Annotated in this window: 17 protein-coding genes; 9 read left to right on the top strand and 8 right to left on the bottom strand. The window is 44.5% G+C overall.

Annotated elements, in window-relative coordinates; translation table 11 throughout:
• Positions 1-22 precede the first annotated feature (22 nt).
• Positions 23-1066, bottom strand: coding sequence for a nicotinate-nucleotide--dimethylbenzimidazole phosphoribosyltransferase (cobT, locus tag UQW94_RS16245; RefSeq protein ID WP_104979038.1), 1044 nt, complete (start codon positions 1064-1066; stop codon positions 23-25).
• A 248-nt stretch (positions 1067-1314) separates the two neighbouring features.
• On the opposite strand from cobT, the gene UQW94_RS16250 reads away from it, so the two are divergent.
• The 7 genes from UQW94_RS16250 (at position 1315) to purT (ending at position 8903) form a co-directional block, all read left to right on the top strand.
• Positions 1315-2004 (top strand): NAD(P)H-binding protein, encoded by a 690-nt coding sequence (locus UQW94_RS16250; RefSeq protein WP_258514450.1) that lies wholly within the window; start codon positions 1315-1317, stop codon positions 2002-2004.
• A gap of 200 nt (positions 2005-2204) precedes the next feature.
• Positions 2205-3578, top strand: a complete 1374-nt coding sequence (locus UQW94_RS16255; protein ID WP_005377885.1) for an L-cystine transporter — start codon at positions 2205-2207, stop codon at positions 3576-3578.
• Positions 3579-3735: 157 nt separating this feature from the next.
• Positions 3736-5157 carry an exodeoxyribonuclease I gene (sbcB, locus tag UQW94_RS16260; protein ID WP_085569561.1) on the top strand — a complete coding sequence of 474 codons (1422 nt, stop codon included), beginning with the start codon at positions 3736-3738 and terminating at the stop codon, positions 5155-5157.
• A 55-nt stretch (positions 5158-5212) separates the two neighbouring features.
• Positions 5213-5587: a CidA/LrgA family protein gene (locus UQW94_RS16265; protein ID WP_005377887.1), complete on the top strand. Its 375-nt coding sequence runs from the start codon at positions 5213-5215 to the stop codon at positions 5585-5587.
• Position 5588: 1 nt separating this feature from the next.
• Positions 5589-6266, top strand: coding sequence for an LrgB family protein (locus tag UQW94_RS16270; RefSeq protein ID WP_171344747.1), 678 nt, complete (start codon positions 5589-5591; stop codon positions 6264-6266).
• Between the two features lie 430 nt (positions 6267-6696).
• Complete coding sequence (gene cdd, locus UQW94_RS16275) at positions 6697-7584, top strand: cytidine deaminase (protein ID WP_005377892.1); 888 nt, start codon at positions 6697-6699, stop codon at positions 7582-7584.
• Positions 7585-7727: 143 nt separating this feature from the next.
• Entirely contained in the window at positions 7728-8903 is a 1176-nt protein-coding gene (purT, locus tag UQW94_RS16280) for a formate-dependent phosphoribosylglycinamide formyltransferase (RefSeq protein WP_322142407.1), read from the top strand.
• A gap of 72 nt (positions 8904-8975) precedes the next feature.
• Here the strand turns inward: purT and UQW94_RS16285 are convergent, their stop codons facing one another.
• Positions 8976-9626: a thiopurine S-methyltransferase gene (locus UQW94_RS16285; protein WP_021707633.1), complete on the bottom strand. Its 651-nt coding sequence runs from the start codon at positions 9624-9626 to the stop codon at positions 8976-8978.
• Between the two features lie 315 nt (positions 9627-9941).
• Between UQW94_RS16285 and UQW94_RS16290 the strand changes: the two genes are divergently transcribed.
• Positions 9942-10721, top strand: a complete 780-nt coding sequence (locus UQW94_RS16290; RefSeq protein ID WP_025766820.1) for a phosphoribosylglycinamide formyltransferase — start codon at positions 9942-9944, stop codon at positions 10719-10721.
• A 122-nt stretch (positions 10722-10843) separates the two neighbouring features.
• Here the strand turns inward: UQW94_RS16290 and ihfA are convergent, their stop codons facing one another.
• A complete protein-coding gene (gene ihfA / locus UQW94_RS16295; protein WP_005377899.1) occupies positions 10844-11140 on the bottom strand; it encodes an integration host factor subunit alpha in 297 nt (98 codons plus the stop codon).
• A gap of 534 nt (positions 11141-11674) precedes the next feature.
• Between ihfA and UQW94_RS16300 the strand changes: the two genes are divergently transcribed.
• Positions 11675-12556, top strand: a complete 882-nt coding sequence (locus UQW94_RS16300) for an AEC family transporter (protein ID WP_005377901.1) — start codon at positions 11675-11677, stop codon at positions 12554-12556.
• Positions 12557-12769: 213 nt separating this feature from the next.
• Here the strand turns inward: UQW94_RS16300 and pheT are convergent, their stop codons facing one another.
• The 5 genes from pheT to UQW94_RS16325 all read right to left on the bottom strand — a co-directional run bounded on the left by pheT (position 12770) and on the right by UQW94_RS16325 (position 20743).
• Entirely contained in the window at positions 12770-15175 is a 2406-nt protein-coding gene (gene pheT, locus UQW94_RS16305; RefSeq protein ID WP_322142408.1) for a phenylalanine--tRNA ligase subunit beta, read from the bottom strand.
• Positions 15176-15193: 18 nt separating this feature from the next.
• Positions 15194-16177: a phenylalanine--tRNA ligase subunit alpha gene (pheS, locus tag UQW94_RS16310; protein ID WP_005385470.1), complete on the bottom strand. Its 984-nt coding sequence runs from the start codon at positions 16175-16177 to the stop codon at positions 15194-15196.
• Between the two features lie 191 nt (positions 16178-16368).
• Positions 16369-17544, bottom strand: coding sequence for a hypothetical protein (locus UQW94_RS16315; RefSeq protein ID WP_416153101.1), 1176 nt, complete (start codon positions 17542-17544; stop codon positions 16369-16371).
• Positions 17545-17554: 10 nt separating this feature from the next.
• Positions 17555-18346, bottom strand: a complete 792-nt coding sequence (locus UQW94_RS16320; protein WP_169628419.1) for an outer membrane lipoprotein-sorting protein — start codon at positions 18344-18346, stop codon at positions 17555-17557.
• 18 nt (positions 18347-18364) lie between these two features.
• Complete coding sequence (locus UQW94_RS16325) at positions 18365-20743, bottom strand: efflux RND transporter permease subunit (protein WP_005377910.1); 2379 nt, start codon at positions 20741-20743, stop codon at positions 18365-18367.
• Positions 20744-20879 lie beyond the last annotated feature (136 nt).

Below are 20879 nucleotides of genomic sequence, written 5' to 3' on the forward strand. Positions count from 1 at the left end.
TCAGAACTATCAGGGACTGACACTAAACTGTAACTCCTGCACTCTCAAAGCTCGCCATTTTGTTGTAAAACTGAGCAGCAGCTTTTAACAGAGGCAAGGCAAGAGCGGCTCCTGTTCCCTCCCCTAGCCGTAAACCAAGGTCGAGCAGAGGTTCTGCTTTTAGATGTTCCAATACAAATTTATGTCCATTTTCTTCAGAGCGATGGGCAAACAACATGTATTCACGCGTTTCTTCGTCTAACAACGTCGCAATATAAGCCGCTACCGATACGATAAACCCATCCACTAAAACTGGAGTTTTAAGCCGCTTGGCTTCTAAAAAAGCGCCCACCATTTGTACGATTTCAAAGCCCCCAACCTGTGCGAGAATCGCTTTGGTATCAAGACCTCGACATCGGTTTACCCCCTGTGCTACCAATTTATATTTGCGGCTCAACTGCTGTTGATTGATTCCAGTGCCAACGCCAACACAATAATCAATATCTAATGAGCTCAGCGCCGATAACAGTGCTGAGGCCGAACTGGTATTACCGATGCCCATCTCACCGAACATCAAGAGGTTTGAACCATGCAAAATGGTTTGCTCAGCAATCTTCGCACCATATTCTAAACCTAGCGCCACTTGTTCTGGGGACATCGCGGATTGTTTAGAAAAATTAGCCGTACCGTTACCCAACCGTTGTTCAACCAAGTTGGGATGGGATTTAAATTCTGGAACAAGCACATCAATAGGAGCCAACATGCCGCAATCTATTACTTTGAGTTGAATGCCATTGATGTCGCAAAAACAGTTGATGGCTGCGCCGCCAGCGAGAAAGTTAGCCACCATTTGCTGAGTGACTTCGCTTGGCGCAATGCTCACACCCTCCTCTGCAACGCCGTGATCTCCAGCAAATACCAGCATGCTTGGTTTGCAGATAGCGATGGAATCAACTGGCTGAGGTTTATTCTGACTTTGAATAAGAGCTAACTGCAGTGCCACCTTTTCCAATAAGCCTAAAGAACCGACGGGTTTGGTTTTGTTATCTATGCGTGCTTGTATCTCCGCAGCAAAAGAGTCATCCATTTTTTACGTTCCTTTGATGTTGTCTGGGTGAGAGGTGTTCTGTTGTTCAAGAGGTCTTGTTCAGCGACAGTTTTTGCGCGCCCACTATTGTATACACTTGCATCCAATTGGGGCAGCGCTAATCAAGTTTATCTCAGGATAGTCTGCCGAGTTCGCAGAGCGTCTCACCTTTCTTGCACGAGATTATAAGTAACTCGTTGAAATCCGCTACAATAGCTTAGACTATGTTCCCATATAGGAGAAAAGATATGGATAACAACACCTGCGCAATCATCGCCGGTGCAACTGGCTTAGTAGGCTCAAAAGTCATTGCAAACCTCATAAATCAGTCAGGTGTTGGAACATTATATTATCTTTCTCGCCGCCCACTCGATGGCGTCCTAGATGTGGACAACAAGCTTATTCCTCTCATTGATGCAGACCTTTCTATCCACCAATGGGATGAGAACCAACCAACACCAACCATCGGCTTTATCTGTTTAGGCACGACCCTTAAGCAAGCAGGCAGTAAGGATAATTTGCGTAGAGTAGATGTTGATCTGGTGTGCAAAGTCGCCCAACAAATGAAAACAATCGGAGTCAAACGCCTTGCGGTTGTTTCTAGCCTCGGTGCAAATAGTAAATCGCCATCCCATTACTTAGCTTGTAAAGGACAAATGGAACAACGAATCGAAGCTATGGATTTTGAGGAAATCGTATTTGTTCGCCCAGGCCCGCTTGTTGGTCAACGTCAAAACCCAAGAATGGACGAGAAGTTAGTACAAACTCTGTTTAAGGTAATTCGCCCACTTATGCTAGGCAAACTGTCCAACTTTTTACCTATTCGAGCAGAAGATGTCGCCAAAGCGATGATTTATCAACTTTTCAGTTATCAAGAAGAGTCGGTGGTTTACTTACAAAGGAAAGAAATGCGTGAATTACTGCATCACTACGAATAACCATTTTGTACAATTAACGTGCTAATTCACACTCTCACGCGACTTAGATCTCGTTTTTATATTCATTTTAGATCTAGCTAATACCCGTTTGTCATTTTTAAAGTTATATCACGAGCGTTATCTTACGCTCCATAAATAAATCCGTATAAAACCCCGTATAAAAAACAACCGCCACTTCGGCTGGTTGATAAGGTCAAATTATGAATTTTGCAGTGATAGCCTCTCTAGCCGTCTTTGTTGGAATATTGTTCTTTCTATTTAATCAGCAACAAAAGAAACACACTCTTTCACGTCTCGTTTTGATCGGTCTTGTTACCGGTTCTCTTTTTGGTCTTGCTTTGCAACTCATTCACGGTGAAGGCAACAGCGCAATTGCTCAAACACTTGAATGGGTAGGCATTGTAGGCAGTGGCTACGTTGGTCTACTGAAAATGGTCATCATGCCACTAGTATTGGTATCGATGATCTCTGCAGTTGTTAAGTTGGAGAAAGGTGGATCTTTAGGTAAAATTTCTGGCCTGACCATCTCTGTTCTTCTAGTAACGACTGCAATTGCTGCACTTATCGGTATTTTGGTGACAACGACATTTGGCCTGTCAGCAGAAGGGTTAACTGAAGGTGCGCGTGAAACCGCTCGTATCGCCGTTTTAGAAAGCCGTGCCGGTACAGTAAGTGACTTAACTATTCCTCAAATGCTAGTTAGCTTCATTCCAACCAACCCATTTGCTGATCTAACAGGTGCTCGCTCGACATCAATTATCGCTGTTGTGATTTTCGGCGTGTTAACTGGTATCGCCGCTCGTAAAGTGATGATGGAAAAAGCAGAGTTGGAATCACCGATTCGTACTTTCGTAGAAGCTGCTCAATCTATCGTTATGCGACTAGTGAAGATGATCATGGCCCTAACGCCATACGGCATCGCAGCACTGATGGCAAAAGTGGTAGCGACATCAAGCGCAGGCGACATCCTAAACCTACTTGGCTTTATTGTGGCGTCTTATGTTGCTATCGCACTGATGTTTGTTGTTCACGGCGTATTAGTCTCTTTTGTCGGCGTTAGCCCTGCGGAATACTTTAAGAAAATCTGGCCTGTACTGACCTTCGCGTTTACATCTCGTAGCTCAGCAGCAACAATTCCACTAAACGTAGAAGCGCAAATCACGAAGCTTAACGTACCACCAGCGATTGCAAACCTATCAGCATCGTTTGGTGCCACTATCGGCCAAAACGGCTGTGCGGGTATCTATCCTGCAATGCTAGCAGTGATGGTAGCTCCGACAATGGGCATCAACCCACTTGATCTACACTTTATCCTGTCATTGATTGCGATTATCACCATCAGTTCATTTGGTATTGCAGGTGTCGGCGGCGGTGCGACGTTTGCAGCCTTGATTGTTCTTCCTGCAATGGGCTTACCTGTGACCATCGCGGCACTGCTCATCTCTATTGAACCATTGATTGACATGGCACGTACCGCACTAAACGTTTCAGGTTCAATGACTGCGGGTACAATTGCTAGCCGAGTGCTGAAGTCACCAGAAAGTGAAGCAACATTGGAAGAAACACGAGCATAGAACTCAAATTCCTTCCAAAGCGATATAACGTAAAATATCAAGCCGATGGTTCGCCATCGGCTTTTTTCATTTTCAAAAATTCAACTTGCATCTTTCGTTGCTAGTCAAGGCGTTGAATGGTCTAATACTGTCATCGGTTTTGTAAACGGTAAGCAGAATGCACCAAGATAATCAGCCCACTTTTTTCTTCTTTGATTATGAGACATGGGGAACCAACCCCGCGAAAGATCGCCCAAGCCAGTTCGCTGGTGTTCGTACAGATGAAAACTTTAATATCATCGGCGAGCCTTTAGTCATGTACTGCCAGCCACCTGCTGATTATCTTCCGTCTCCTGAAGCTGCACTTATTACTGGTATTACTCCGCAAAAAACGGTTCAAGAAGGCCTTTCTGAGCCAGAGTTTATCGCTAAGATTCACGCTGAACTCGCGAAACCCAATACTACCAGTTTAGGCTACAACAGCATTCGCTTTGATGACGAAGTGACCCGTTATACTTGTTATCGCAACTTTATCGATCCATACGCATGGAGTTGGCAAAACGGTAACTCACGTTGGGATTTACTCGATGTACTACGCGCGTGCCATGCCCTTCGCCCAGAAGGCGTAGAATGGCCAGAAAACGAAGATGGCTTCACTAGCTTTAAATTAGAACACTTGTCTGTGGCTAACGGCATAGAACATAGTAACGCGCACGATGCCATGGCAGATGTGGTTGCGACTATCGAAATGGCAAAGAAAGTAAAAGCAGCGCAACCAAAATTGTTTGATTACTTTTTTTCTATGCGCCAAAAGCGCAAGCTCAATGATTTAGTCGACATCGTCAACATGACACCGTTGATGCACGTTTCAGGCATGCTAGGGCGCGAATGCCAGTACACTAGCTGGATTGTGCCTGTTGCTTGGCATCCAACCAATAATAACGCCGTTATCACCATCGATTTAGCGAAAGACCCTCAACCTATTCTTGAGCTATCCGCAGAAGAGCTGCACGAAAGACTCTACACGAAGCGCGAAGATCTTGGTGAATTGCTACCAGTGCCAGTTAAACTAGTTCATTTGAACAAATGCCCTATTCTCGCCCCTGCAAAAACGTTAACGGCTGAAAATGCAGAGTCTATTGGCATTGATCGCCAACAATGTCTCGCCAATCTCGCTTTGTTGCGCCAACATCCTGAAATTAGAGAAAAGCTGATTAGCCTCTTTTCAGTCGAGCGCAAATTCGATAAAAGTGATGACGTCGATACACAACTTTACGACGGGTTCTTTTCTCCAGCCGATCGCGCAGCTATGGATATCATTCGCGAAACCGATCCGAATAATCTTGCTGCATTAGACATTGAATTTGATGACAAGCGCATTAAACCTCTATTGTTCCGCTATCGTGCGCGTAACTTCCCAGGCACATTAGACGAGCAAGAACAAAGACGCTGGGCACTACACTGTCGAGAAGTGTTTGAAAGCCAAATTGAAGAGTACATGCTGAATTTAGAAAACTTAGTTCACGAACATGAAAGTGACGAAAAGAAGATTGCGATATTAAAATCCGTGTACCGTTATGTAGAGAGCTTAGCTTCCTAACTCCTCCTAATACAAGCGCACCTTATGGTGTGCTTGTTGTTTATATACTGTCAAAATGATTAAAGAACGATTCTTACAACTGATCCAACTGCTCATTTCAATCTTCCTCATCATGGGAGCACTTGGCATCGGAATTACCATTCAAAAGTTCACTGGCGTTTCCGTTCCAGGAAGTGTCATCGGTATGCTCGTACTGTTTTTCTCCATGACTCTTGGGCTTGTAAAAGTCGACTGGGTCAAACCGGGCGCCACGCTATTTATACGCTATATGATCTTATTGTTCGTTCCTATCAGCGTCGGATTAATGCAGCATTTCGATCTACTACTCGCCAATGCGCTCCCTATCATCGCTAGCGCGGTTGGCGGTTCACTCATTGTATTGGTCAGCCTCGCTTGGCTGCTGGATTACTTGCTACAGGAGAAACACTGATATGTGGTTAGTTGTTACCATTGCGGTTTTTCTTATCGCTCGCCAAATCGCAATCAAAGTGAACAATCCTCTAGCAAACCCTTTGCTGATCAGTATCGCAGTGCTCATTCCTTTGCTTACTTACTTAAATGTGCCATTTGAAAAGTATTATGCGGATAACGAAGGAATTAGCTTTTTGCTTCAACCTGCTGTAGTTGCTCTGGCTTATCCACTATATGAACAACTACCACAAATTAAAGCAAACTGGCGAATCATCACTTTCGCTTGCACAGTAGGCAGTGTGATGTCGATGATGACAACCACCTTGATCGCAGTCGCTTTCAAAGCGGATATCAGTTTAATCGCGAGTCTAGTGGGTAAATCCGTCACGACACCAATAGCGATGGAAATATCGAGTCACCTTGGTGGTGAAGCCGCCGTTGCAGCGATCTTGGTTCTGATTGTCGGTTTATTGGGCGCAATTTTGGCATACCCAATTTACAATTTGATTGGAATTAAACACCCGATTGCACGTGGTCTGACAATGGGTACAGTCTCTCATGCCTTAGGCACCGCTACTTGTGCAGAGAAACAGCCCATAGATGCCGCGTTCTCATCACTCGCATTGGTTTTATGTGGGATCATAACTTCTATTTTGGCTCCAAGTTTTTTTGCTTTGGCGGTCTGGCTATATCAATAGTTAAGCGCTCTCGGTCTGCCCTCCTTCCGGCAGGCCGTAGCCTTTCCATTTCTTACTTATCCCTTTCAAAATCCTATCTTATCTAGCAACCTCACCCAGTAATACCGTGAAGGGACTTGATCGAGATATACATTCATAGCATTAGCATTCTAGGTGCTACCACTCGCTCTAGATTACGTGGGTATAAAGTAGCATAGCGGTAAAAGTCGCGTTAGTAACATACTCCTGCTCCTTGGTCATATGAATATATACTGATATGGTTAATTGTGAGACGGAGATAACGCTTCATACCTGTGCAATCGAATACATGTGTGAGCTCACTCTAATTATGTAACAGAATTATCAATTGCATTATTTATCGTGATCTAACGCACGGAACATTTCTATCTTTCACATAGAATAACTGTCCATGCAATAACAAGGATTCAACATGAAAAGTCGCATTGAACAGGCGCTAGCAGGCGCTCCAGAAGCACTTTCCAAACAACTTGCTCCTATCATCCAAGCTGATGATTTTGATGCTACGCTTTCAGTTCAACAATTTGAGCAGTTGCTTTCAGCTACCGGTCTATCAGACAAAGAGCTTCGTGTTGCGCTACTTCCTTTTGCCGCAGCGTACTCCTATGCTCCCCTTTCTGACTTTTATGTCGGCGCTATCGTTCGTGGTCTTTCAGGTCGCCTTTACTTCGGTGCCAACATGGAATTCTTTGGCGTACAGTTGGGTCAAACGGTTCACGCAGAGCAGTCTGCGATTAGCCATGCTTGGATGAAAGGCGAACGTGGTGTTAAGGATATCACTATCAACTTCAGCCCATGTGGTCACTGCCGCCAGTTCATGAATGAGTTATCTACCGCAAACGAGCTTAAAATCCAGCTCCCAGAACGCGAAGAAAAGTCACTTCATGAATACCTGCCTGAAGCCTTTGGACCAAACGATCTCGGTATCGAGTCCGGCTTAATGGCAGAAGTTAAACACCAATTCTCATGTGATGATGAAGACGCACTCATCCAAAGTGCAGTTGAAGCGATGAACATGAGCCACTCTCCATACACCAACAACTTGAGTGGTTTAGCATTAGAGATGACTAGCGGCCGTGTATTCCAAGGCGCTTATGCAGAAAATGCAGCGTTTAATCCTAGCTTGCCACCGCTACAAGTTGCGCTAATCCAAGTTTTACTTGCGGGTGAAACCTTTGACAGCATCAAAGCCGCTGCATTGGTAGAAAACTCTGAAGGTAAGATCAGCCACTTAGCCGATACGCAATCAACGTTAGAAGCGTTGAATCCAGATATTCCGCTTAGTTTTGTCAACGTATAAACGACAAATTCAACAAAAAGCTCTACAACATGTAGAGCTTTTTTATTGCCTAAAAACCAAAAGCAAACGTTTGCTTTGTCATGAAACTTCAGTATGATCTCCTGCAATTTCTGTCTCACCACTCTATTTTGTAAGGGAACACTATGTTTGGCACTGCAACTAGCGCAAATGCTACCCGTGTATTACTTTTAGGCTCTGGCGAACTCGGTAAAGAAGTCGCCATTGAATGCCAGAGACTTGGTTTAGAAGTGATTGCTTGTGATCGCTATGCCAATGCTCCAGCGATGCAAGTCGCTCACCGTAGTTATGTTATCGACATGTTAGATGGGAACGCCTTAGAAGAAGTTATTGCGAAGGAACAACCTACTTACGTCGTACCAGAAATTGAAGCCATCGCAACCGGCAAACTGGTAGAGCTTGAAGAAAAAGGACTGAATGTTGTTCCAACCGCTAAGGCAACCAGGCTAACAATGAATCGTGAAGGTATCCGACGTTTGGCAGCAGAAGAACTGGAATTGACGACTTCACCTTATCGTTTTGCAGATAACTTTGAAGACTTCAAAGCCGCGGTTGAGCATGTGAGTATTCCGTGCGTGGTGAAGCCTGTGATGAGCTCTTCAGGTAAAGGGCAAAGTGTTATCAAGACCGAAGACGACGTTACAAAAGCATGGGATTACGCTCAGGAAGGCGGACGTACGGGTGCAGGTCGCGTTATCGTGGAAGGTTTTATCGACTTCGATTACGAAATCACTTTATTGACCATCAGAGCCGTTGACGGTGTGCATTTCTGTGCTCCAATTGGTCATCGTCAGGAAGATGGCGACTACCGCGAATCATGGCAACCGCAAGCTATGTCAGAAAACGCAGTAAAAGCAGCTGAATACACGGCTGAGAAAGTGGTAAACGCGCTCGGTGGCTACGGCATCTTTGGTGTAGAGCTGTTTGTCAAAGGCGATAAAGTCATTTTCAATGAGGTCTCTCCTCGCCCTCACGATACGGGTATGGTTACAATGATTTCGCAGGAAATGTCTGAGTTTGCTCTCCACGTGCGCGCGTTTACCGGAATGCCAATTAATAATATTGTGCAATATGGCCCATCTGCGTCTGCTGTTATTCTTGGACAAGGGACTTCCACAAACATTCGCTTTGAAAACCTAAGCAAAGCTTTAGCTCAACCTCAAACACAAGTTCGTCTATTCGGTAAGCCAGAAATCGATGGTCGCCGCCGTTTAGGTGTTGTCCTTACGCGACGAAAAACCACCGAAGAAGCCGTTCAAGATGCTGTTGAAAGTGCTTCAAAAGTGAATATCATTTATTAAATACGAACCACTCATACAAAAATAGCGCAGCTCAAATTGCTGTGCTATTTCGTGTTCCAAACCGAAGAGAGCCTATTCACTCTCGATTAAGTACACTTCTTCAGAGAAGCGACTTAAGCCTTTTTTCGCAATTTTAGGATGATTCTCGTCAGCTTCATCTACGTTCAAACAAGTAACTTTGTAACCTGAAAATAACTGCTCAATCTCTTCGACCGGCACGCTAAATGGAGGCCCCGCCATCTCTTCTTGAGGATAGTTGAGTGTAACAAGCAAAATACGACCGCCTGGGTTCAAAAGTTGCTTGAGACGCTCTACATACTCCTCTCGCATATCTTGCGGTAAAGCAACCAACGCGGCGCGATCATAAATGATATCGGCTTGAGATACTGGTGCAGTGAAAAAGTCCCCAGTATAAATAGAGAGCTCATCAAATTGATAAAGCTCGTGCATGCCATTAAGAGGCGTTACCGTTGGCGTGTAAAAATGTTCAGCAAAAAAGGCACGCACAGCAATATGGCTTAGCTCAACGCCTTCAACCGAATCATGCTTCATCGCTAGCCAAATCAAGTCTTCTGACTTTCCACATAAAGGAACTAACACTTTATCTTCACGCTTTGGATTAGTGTGTTTCCAATATACTGGTAATAGCGGGTTTACATCTTCCAAGTGAAATCCGATCTGATTGCTGGCCCATTTGTTATGCCAAAATTCTTGGTCTCTCATTTTACTTTCTACTTGTCGGCTGTTTTCATTTTGAGAGGTAAGACTAACGTTTTTTTTCAATTTGTCTATGCCGTTCATCTTTGGTTAATACTGCGGTGATAGGATGTAATCGGTCTCATAGGAGACGCGCCTTTATCTGATAATCAGAATAAAGAAAAGAGAAATGGTGATCTAACGCACGATTCTACTTCAAGATAAAACTGAAACCTTGGAATCTTTCGTAATGGCCCCATTTATAAGTTAGTACCTGATTTGCCGAACTTAGCGACCTTTATGTTCCCTATTTTCTAAGTACAAGCAAGTTAAGGAGAGTGAATGAGCTTATTTCTTCGTACTACAGCATTGATGCTTTTGGTACTTAGCCGTGCACCGGCATTTGCCGCACTTCCAATTACCCCTGCGCCTAGTGGCGAACAAAATCGTTCAACCAGCCAAAACGAAGTTTGTTCGAAACTTTTTAAACACAGCCTTAGCGGTTTATATGGCATTCAGTCAATCGACACCACACCAACTCAGCCATATTCTGACTTCGACATTCTTTACAGCAAAGCTCACCAAGCACAATTTGAACTTGAAACTATCTGTAAGAGTACCGCACTTCTTAATGACGCTCAGCCATACTTCGCAGGCGTGAAATCCAAACAACGAGCAGAAGAAAAGATAGCTTTAGAGTTAGATGGGAAAGTTGAACGTATTACTGACCTAGCACGTGCAACGATTGTAGCTGAAGACGTCGCGAGCTTAGTCTCCATTTATGAAACGTTAGAGCGTGAAACAACGATTGTGAAAGTAAAAAATCGATTCAAAAAACCTGGCCCTTCAGGATATAGAGACTTGAACTTGCTCGTTCGTTTACCAAAAACAAACCTAGTAGCCGAAGTTCAACTGCACTTGAAAGCAATCGCAGATGTAAAAAGCGGTCCCGAACACGACCTATACGAAAAAATCCAGAAACTAGAACGTCAAGCGATGTTGGAAAAACGTGAGCTAAGCGAAATAGAGCTTGCCTCTATTCGCAACATGCGTACACAGTCTAAGAACTTGTACCAACAAGCATGGCAACCATACTTAACAACGCATCTAGAAGCGGCGTAACCGATATCATTAGGCGTCTCTCATAAACAGAAAAACCACCGCATTGCGGTGGTTTTCATTTGTATGCTCACGAATTTTACGCAAAAAAAAGACCACGCCTTAGCGTGATCCATTTATTCGGCTTACTGTACTTTCTTCAGGTTTTCTACACGAGCTTTTAACTTCTGACCCGGGCGAAAAGTCACTACACGTCGAGCAGTAATTGGAATATCTTCACCAGTTTTCGGGTTACGACCAGGTCGTTCATTCTTGTCACGAAGATCAAAGTTACCAAAACCTGACAGTTTTACCTGTTCGCCACTTTCCAGTGCCTTACGAATCTCTTCAAAGAACACTTCCACCGTTTCCTTGGCGTCCCGCTTACTAAATCCTAATTTATCAAACAGGTTTTCTGCCAGTTCGGCTTTTGTGAGCGCCATAAAACTTTCCTCAAAGCTATGTTAAACAATGCTACGTTAGTGTAGCGCCAGAGCAGTTTTACCCTACCAATTCAACAACATATCGGGGTTACATCAGGAAGTGTATGACAAGCTTATGATTTTCGCCAACTTTTTTCTTGGCGAACAAAAGGAATAGCACTACGTAAATTATTGTTAAACGCCAGAAATTTGATATTTTTGTTTTTGTTTCATCTTTATCAGGAAAAACATCCAGATTATAAAACTAAAAGTAGCTTAAATATCAACATTAAACACTATTTAATAAAAATATCAGATATTGGTTATTTAACAGACACTTGACATAGAACTTGTCGTAAATTCAGTGATTTGTATGTAACTCGATACGTAACAATTAGATTAAAAGGTATGACCACCTGTACTTTGCAACTGTGCTTAGAAAGCTTGATTAAACCCACGCTTCTCGCTGTTTAACGATGACGCCATATATAAAGATTGATAATGTGGAAGTTCGTGTATTTCCTCATTAGCTTCTTACACTGCTTCTAGGCGACCATGATTAATCAAATCATAAATATTCTTTTCCCTGTTTTTGCTCTTGTCGGAGTTGGCTATTTGGTCGGTCGTTACATCAAGCCTGACTTTCGCCCAATAAACCGCATTAATATTGAGGTATTTACGCCAGCACTGGTATTTTCGTCACTCGTTAGCATGCCGCTCGATTCAAATCAGGGGCCGCTTCTTTTGGCGGCAATTGTCGCGGTTTTAATTCCCGCACTACTCATGATCCCGGTATGTCGATGGACGTCACTCTCGTTTAAAACCTGGGCGCCACCACATATGTTTCGCAATAGCGGAAATCTAGCTATTCCTTTGTTTACCTATACGTTTGGAGAAATTGCGCTTTCGTCAGCAGTGCTTTTATTTGTCGTGTCAGCATGCTTGCATATCAGCTTAGGCGTAATGCTGCTTAGTCATGGCAACCCTTTTAAGCAAATAGTCAAGATGCCAATCTTTTTAGCAGCGTCGTTGGCTCTGTTTCTCAACGTGTCAAATGTGGGTGCATGGGCGCCTTTATACGAAGCCACGGCTCTACTTGGGCAAGCGGCCGTACCCGTGATGCTTTTATCTCTGGGGGCACAAATGTGTCATTTAAGGTTGGACGGTTTAAAGATTGGTGTGTTGTGTACCGTGCAGTCACTGGCAACTGGTGCTGTCGCTTTTGCACTTATTTATTGGTTAATTCCCCTTCCAACGATGCAATTGCAAATGATGGTGCTCTTCACAATGCTGCCGCCAGCCGTCATGAATTACCTATTTGCGGAAAGGCTGAATATAGAACCCATGAAAGTGGCGTCAATGGTACTATTTGGCAACTTTTTCAGCATTCTTACGCTACCTCTTCTGCTTAGCTATACCCTCTCACTCGCTGCCTAACCGCCAACAAGCTATCGTTAGCGTGTATTAGCTGAAAAACAATACGTTCCTAATCTCGGGTAAGGGCCATCCCTAGTTTGGTCTAGTATTTTAAAGTAATGAGGGATGGTGCGAGCAGTAAGGAACTTGAACAACGATAAGGTAATCCTAAAAATAAAAAACCCTGCCAAACTGGCAGGGTTTTCATTTCTTAAGAAGATACGTTACGCGAGATTAGTCACGCAGAGACGCACCAAACTTCTCAGAAACGTGAGCAACGATAGCGTCAACCGCACCAGCGATATCTGCATCTTCAAGCGTACGCTCAAGTGACTGTAGAGTCAGAGCGATTGCTAGGCTCTTCTTACCATCTTCAACGCCTTTACCTACGTAAACGTCGAACAGTTTCGCATCTTTAAGGAACTCGCCACCTTGCTCTAGACAAGCGTTAACAATGTCACCAGATGCAACAGCTTCATCCACTACTACCGCGATATCACGACGGTTTGAAGGGAATTTAGAAAGTGCTACCGCTTCTGGGATCACTTTGCTGTTAATTGCAGACCATTCGATTTCGAATACGATAGTACGACCATTTAGACCGAACTTACGCTCAAGCTCAGGGTGAACGGTACCGATCACGCCCACTTCTTTGCCATCTACGATGATTGCCGCAGATTGACCTGGGTGAAGTGCTGGGTTAGCTTTTTTGCTTTCAGGTGACAGTGCAGCGAAAGAGTACGCTTTTTCGTTCGCAGATAGCTCTAGAATCGCTTCTAGATCGCCCTTAAGGTCGAAGAAATCAACAGTGTCGGTTTCGATATCCCAGTGCTCTTCACCACGAGTACCAGCAATAACACCTGCAAGCATAGGCTCTTGACGCATGCCGTTTTCTGCAGATTCACATGGGATGAAACGTAGGCCATATTCGAATAGACGAACGCGTGGCTGTTGACGCTTCTGGTTGTGAACAACCGTGTTCAGCAGACCTTGGATAAGACCAAGACGCATTGCTGACATGTCTGCAGAAATTGGGTTTGGAAGCACTAGAGGCTCAACACCAGGTACAACTAGCTTTTGTTGCTCAGGCTCAACGAAGCTGTATGTAATTGCTTCGTGGTAGCCACGGTCAACAAGAAGATCACGAACGCGTTTCAGTGGAAGATCCGCTTCAACGTGGTTGTGCATCTTAAGTGCTGCTGCTGGGTGTTGATTAGGAATGTTGTCGTAACCATAGATACGGCCAACTTCTTCAATCAAGTCTTGCTCGATAGCGATATCGAAACGCCATGTTGGCGCTACTGCCATCCAACCTTCTTCTGAAGCTTCAACCGTCAAACCTAGACGCTCTAGGATTTCTACTACGTCGCTATCAGCGATGTGGTGACCTAGCAGGTTGTCTAGCTTAGTACGACGTAGAGCAACTTTGTTCGGCTTAGGTAGGTCTGCTTCAGACTCTACTGCAACAACAGGTGCTACTTTACCGCCACAGATCTCAACGAGAAGCTGAGTTGCACGCTCCATTGCGCTCACTTGTAGTGCGTAATCCACACCACGCTCGAAACGCATTGAAGAATCAGTGTGAAGACCGTAGCTACGTGCGCGGCCACGGATGTGGTCAGGTGCAAAGAATGCACACTCTAGTAGAACGTCTTTAGTCTCAGTTGTTACACCAGACTCTTCACCACCAAAGATACCTGCGATTGCAAGTGCTTTGTTGTGATCAGCAACAACTAGTGTATCTGCGTTTAGCTCTGCTTCGCTGCCGTCAAGAAGTGTTAGCTTCTCACCTTGTTCAGCCATACGAACTACGATGCCACCTTCGATCTTCGCTAGATCGAATGCGTGCATTGGTTGGCCTTGCTCTAGAAGAACGTAGTTAGTGATGTCTACTACAGGGTCGATAGAGCGAATACCACAACGACGCAGTTTCTCTTGCATCCATAGTGGCGTTTCTGCTTGAACGTTTACGTTCTTAATAACACGGCCTAGGTAACGAGGACACGCAGCTGGCGCTTTCACTTCGATAGACACTTTATCGTCGATTGAAGGGGCAACTGCTTCTACTGATGGCTCAGTCACGTCAGCACGGTTTAGTACGCCAACTTCACGAGCTAGACCACGAATGCTGAAACAGTCTGCGCGGTTTGCTGTTAGGTCTACGTCTACTGTTACGTCGTCTAGACCTAGGAATTCACGGAAATCAGTACCGATTACTGCGTCTTCTGCTAGTTCCATGATGCCGTCTGACTCAACATCGATACCTAGTTCGGTAAATGAACAAAGCATGCCGTGAGAAGGCTGGCCGCGTAGTTTCGCTTTTTTGATTTTGAAATCGCCTGGAAGAACAGCACCAACTGTTGCTACTGCTACTTTCAGACCTTGGCGACAGTTAGGTGCGCCACAAACAATGTCTAGAAGCTCTTCTTCACCCACGTCAACTTTAGTTACGCGCAGTTTGTCTGCATCTGGGTGTTGACCACATTCAACAACGTGACCGACTTTAACGCCAGTAAAAGAACCAGCAACAGGAAGAACGTCGTCTACCTCTAGACCGGCCATTGTAATTTGGTGAGTTAGCTCGTCAGTAGTAACCGCAGGGTTTACCCACTCACGAAGCCATGATTCGCTGAATTTCATGTTGATGAACCCTCTGGATTACTTGAACTGTTTTAGGAAACGAAGATCGTTCTCGAAGAACGCACGTAGGTCGTTCACGCCGTAACGAAGCATTGTTAGACGCTCAACACCCATACCGAATGCGAAACCAGAGTATTTTTCAGGATCGATACCTACGCTACGTAGCACGTTCGGGTGAACCATACCGCAGCCTAGTACTTCTAACCATTTACCGTTTTTGCCTTTCACGTCTACTTCAGCTGAAGGCTCAGTGAATGGGAAGTAAGATGGACGGAAACGTACTTCTACTTCTTCTTCGAAGAAGTTACATAGGAAATCGTGCAGGATGCCTTTCAGCTGAGCAAAGTTTACGTTCTCATCAACCAGCATGCCTTCCACTTGGTGGAACATTGGCGTGTGCGTTTGGTCGTAGTCGTTACGGTATACACGGCCTGGTGCAATAAAACGGAATGGTGGTTTACCATTTTCCATCGTACGGATCTGTACGCCTGACGTATGAGTACGAAGCATCAAGTCTGGGTTGAAGAAGAAAGTATCGTGGTCAGTACGCGCTGGGTGATCAGCTGCGATGTTTAGCGCATCGAAGTTGTGGAATGCATCTTCGATCTCTGGGCCAGCCTCGGTGTTAAAACCAAGTTCGCCAAAGAACTTCTCAATACGCTCTACAGTACGAGTTACTGGGTGTAAACCACCGTTTTCAATACGACGACCTGGTAGTGTGACGTCGATTGTTTCTGCTGCTAGTTTCGCTTCAAGCTCAGCACGTTGTAGTGCATCTTTACGAGCTGCGATAGCTTGCTGAACGACGCCTTTCGCTTTGTTGATCTCTTGACCAGCTTCACGGCGTTCTTCTGGTGGTAGTTTGCCTAGGCTTTGAAGTTGAGCAGTTAGCTCACCTTTTTTACCCAGATACTGAACACGCACTTCATCAAGTGCGACTAGCGATTCGGCAGCTTCAATTGCAGTGCTCGCGCTAGCAATGATCTCTTCTAGATGTTGCATCGTTTCCTCATCTACCTGTAGGTAGTGTCCATAAGGGAGTGATTGGTTTTTTGATAGCTGTACATAGTAGCCAAACCGGGCACCAATGCCAAATTGAATTACGAAAAGAAGAGGTTATTGAATAAAAAGAGCACAAAAACGTCAAAAATGTCATCTTTAGTTAATCTGCCGTTTAGTTGCGCCCTTTTGTTTTAGAAATAGTATTGAATAGATAGCTCGATAAAATCGTCATCTCTAGCGAAGTAGAGCAAATCATTTGGTGTTTCATTTTTAAACAACCAAGCATCAATTTGCCACTTAACGTGATTCGATATTCGGCTCGATGCTTCTAACTTAGCATTGTAAACATCATCGTTATCTAAATCCTTCGTAATTCCCGTCAATACTTCCGTTCCGTCCTCATCATTGAGCGCCCAACGAATACCTGCAAACACATCATTTTGACCGATAGTTTGTGCGTTGTTCCCACGACTGTCATAGAGGTACTCACCAATAACCCCCACGTCCCAAACCGTGTCAAATGCACCGACGAAGGTATACTCAAAGCCCGTCACAAGACCGACATGATTATCAGCACTATCTCGATAAATACTTTCCAGTTTCCATAACCAATCGCCAACGATTCCTTGCACATCCAGACCGACATGACTCATCAGAGCGTAGTAAGGCTTTAATTCTCCGTACTCAAAACGAAAGTAAGGATCCCGGTTTGTCCCATATAAATAGCTCAGGCCTACGTCCCAATCGCCAAGCATTTTCGAATATCGAAAAGCCACATCTACGTGCTTCTCTTCTCTGCTTGATTCATAGATAGCATCATCAGAGACAACGGGGTCGGTTCGCAAGCGGCCATCTGTACCCGCAAACGTTCGTTCCCTAAAGTAAGGTAACAACATTGCGTGGACGGTGCCCCAGTCTTTGAAAGAGGTAAAATGTAACATCGGCTGACCGAGTTTATCTTCACCATCGACGGCTTCAATGGCATCTGTTTGGTTTACTACATCAACTAAATGGGCTGATTCAGTCACTCCCCAAAAGACCTTACTAATCCCAACTCGAAGCTCATAATCATCCCAATAAGTCAGATAAAGTGCCTCTCGTATGTCACTATGACTTCGCTCATCGTCTAGACCATCCAGACGATAGAAAGGTGTGAAAGTAAAGTTTGCATCACCATTTTGCATCTCCCAGTAAAATTCTGGCTGCAAAACCAATGACGTTTGCGCTTTGCTCTGACCCTGAGAGCCCGTTTTAAAAAACTGACGATGCTCAATATTGACTTGTCCTGCGAGCTCGACGGCAGTCAGAGGCATCGAGTAAAAAAAGGCTGCTGCACTAAGCAACAACCCAGCATTTAATCGCTTCATTTTTCCTCCACTACCTCACTCGCTTCAACACATTCTTATGAAAGTCATTGTCTTGTAATCCAGTGTTAAAACGCATTTCGCTAGTCGTTAGCTCAGTACTTTTTCCTGTTTGATGGTTTGTCATCGCCATAGTGTGCGCTCGCCAATATTGGTTGAGATATTGCTTGTAATCGGAAAAAGAAAGCGTTTTTAACAAAGAACCTTTGCGGTCGTAAAACTCAACTTTAAGTGGACGATAATGCGCTTTATCTAACCATACCGTTTGCTTGGTATAACCTGAGTTCTTATCGGTCGGAATTTGCTCTACGACGAAAACATCTTGCCCGTTTATGCTGTCATCTTTTAGGTAGTTGAAACGGTATTTTTCAATCTCAAAGGAACTGAGATCCTCATACGCGAATTCACTGCCCATAAAAGGACCTGATTTGTTACGCGAGGAAATACGTTTCACACGTTTCAGTGCAGGAAGGTAAAGCCATTGGTCATCGGCACCCACCGTATGAGAATGGTTAAGAAACGCCGTGCCTTTTACATCTCTCGGTTCATCAAATATCGTGAGCCCTTTGTCACCATCACCATCAACTTCGAGTGATTGTAAGCGCATTAAACGTGTGCTGCTTTCTCCTTGCGCGTTTCGCAGAATCATTTGCATCGTAGCAACAGAATCCCCCCACCCTTCATCACGGGCTTTGCGCTCTTGAGCAATTTCTAGTCCTTTGGCTTTATCCGCCAACACCGCATGACTCATAATAAGCGAGACAGAAAGTACTGATACTTTTAAGGCATTTTTTACTAAATTCATGTTCAATCCTTTAATTCGTTATGACTGAGTAACAGTCTTGGTTTGAGAGTCAGTTGATTTAAGCTTATTTCGGCGCTCCACCTCGTCGTAAACGCCTTTGTCAAACAACATCAGTAGAGTCGGTAGGAAGATGAAATCCACAACAAGAGCAATAAAGATGACAATGGCACTCAGCTGTCCCATATCGGCATTTAAACGGAAGCTCGACATCGCCAGAACAGAGAAACCAGCAACAAGCACGACCGTCGTAATCCAAAGTGCGCGCCCCACGGTACGAAAGGCGTAGCGAACCGCTTGCTCCGCACTGTGGCCATCTTTACGAGCGTGTTGATATTTAGAAAGAAAGTGAACGGCGTCATCGACAACTACACCAAGCGTTAATGTCACAACGACAGACAATCCCAAGTTAATCTCGCCAGAAACCAGCGCCCAAATACCAAAACCAATAAGCGCAGGAGCAATATTTGGGACAAGACTAATTAAGCCAAGCTTGAACGAACGCAAGGCAAAGATCAGTAATGCAGAGATTAAGACAAGAGTAATGGGCAAGGTAGACAGCATGCTGGCCATATTCGTTTCACCAATATGCGCAAACATCAGTGAAGGACTAGACGCAACAACATCATATTGAGGCGCGTTTTCGTTAAACCATTGGTAAATGCGATTTTCCAAATCAACAAGCTCGACGCTGCCCAAGTTCTCCACGGTGAGAACCATCTTGATCGACGACTTATCTACATTGATTTGGTTGTTCAAATCTAAACCATACGGTAGTGACATTTCATAAAGCAGCAGATATTGAGCCGCTAATTCTCTGTCTTGAGGGAGCGAGTAATAAGCCTGTTCATCTCCATGCATGTTCTTGTTTAGGCGCTTATAAACATCGCTCAAGGTCGCAACATGGTCCGTTTCTGGCTGCAACCTTAGCCAGTCAGTAAATTTACCCACGGAATTGAGAAAATTAGGATCGGCAATGCCCTGCGATTCGTTGGTTTTTATCGCGATACTGATGTTAGCCATGCCACTTATTCGCTCTTCCATAAAATCAGCCGCTCGGCGAAATTCATTGCTATGGCCAAAGTACTCGACGGATTCATCATTGACTTTGTTCAGCGGAATCAAGCTCGCACTCGCGACAATAACAAGCACCGACAACGGCAATAAAGCATGTCGCTTTGACACCACGAAATCTCCTAAATGATCCATAAAGTGCTTTCTTTCATCAGAAGTATCCGACTTCACCGTAACCGGAAGGATATTAAGCAAGGCGGGAAGTAACGTGATGGAAAGGAAACAAGCAACCATGACGCCAAGGGCTGATAGGTTGCCGAAATCTCTCAGGATTGGAGAATCCGACATATTCATCATTAAAAAGCCGATCGCGGTGGTAATGGAAGTAATCAAGATAGGCATGAAATTGAGCGCAATACTTCGCTCAATAGAGTGGGCTTTACTAAAGCCGTTTTGCATAGACTGACGCATTGTCGCGATGATGTGTACACAGTCTGCGACGGCAAGCGTCATCACCAAGGTAGGCACATTAACGGTCGCCGTGCTTAAGAACATACCAGCCCATCCTGACAAGCCCATTGTAACCATAACCGAGCCGATAATAACGATGAGCGTCGCGATGACGCTAAGCAATGAGCGCAACATGATGGTCAGAAACACCAATATCACTAGTAACATAGTTGGCACTAATGTTGCGCTATCATCTTGGGCTGCGGTCATAAACGCGTAGTTCATTGCAATAATACCAGCCTTGTGGAATTCCGTGTCTGGGTACACTTGCTGATAACGCTCAATCATTCCGTTTATGTAAGCAACCACCTCTTGTACTTCAGCAGTTTTATCTATTTCAGGGAGTTGGACCGTAATGTTTACGACCGTGACATCTCCTTTTTCAGAAATCAGTGAACTTTTCAAAACCGGCTCACTCAACGCAATACTTTTGACTTTCTCTATTCGTTGAGGTGTCAATTCATATTCGCTATACAGTAAATCTTCGACAAGAAGATCATCTTCAAACGCTTCGGTATGCTGGTAGTTAGCGAGGGAATCAACGCGGGTGGAGTATGGAACTTGCCACGCCTCGTCAGTGATCTGCTGAATAAGAGATAATGTGCTAGGAGTAAAAACAGTGCCGCTCTTTGGCGCTATAACCAAAGCAAGACTGTCAGATTTTGCAAAGGTGGTTTGAATTTCATCAAACGCAAGTAACTGCTCATTTGTTCCATCAAAGAAGATGTCGTAATCTCCTCTAAAGTAAAGATTTTTTCCTCCAATGGTTGCTATGACAATCAATAAAACGGTAGCAAGCATCACCAATACACTGTAATTCGTTGGTAGCTTACCCCACCCTGAACGGGCGTATTGTTGAACGTTGTGATGTGGCATCACACTCTCCTTTTGTGACGTTTCGTCAAATTTAAAAACTAAAAAAACAGCAAATGCTGTAAATAACCAGACAAACTCGACATGCAAACTTTAGATCGAATGAATTTGGCTACATAAGTTAGTTTTTAGTAACTTC

The sequence above is a fragment of the Vibrio sp. PBL-C16 genome (assembly GCF_034321865.1).
GTDB lineage: Bacteria > Pseudomonadota > Gammaproteobacteria > Enterobacterales > Vibrionaceae > Vibrio > Vibrio alginolyticus.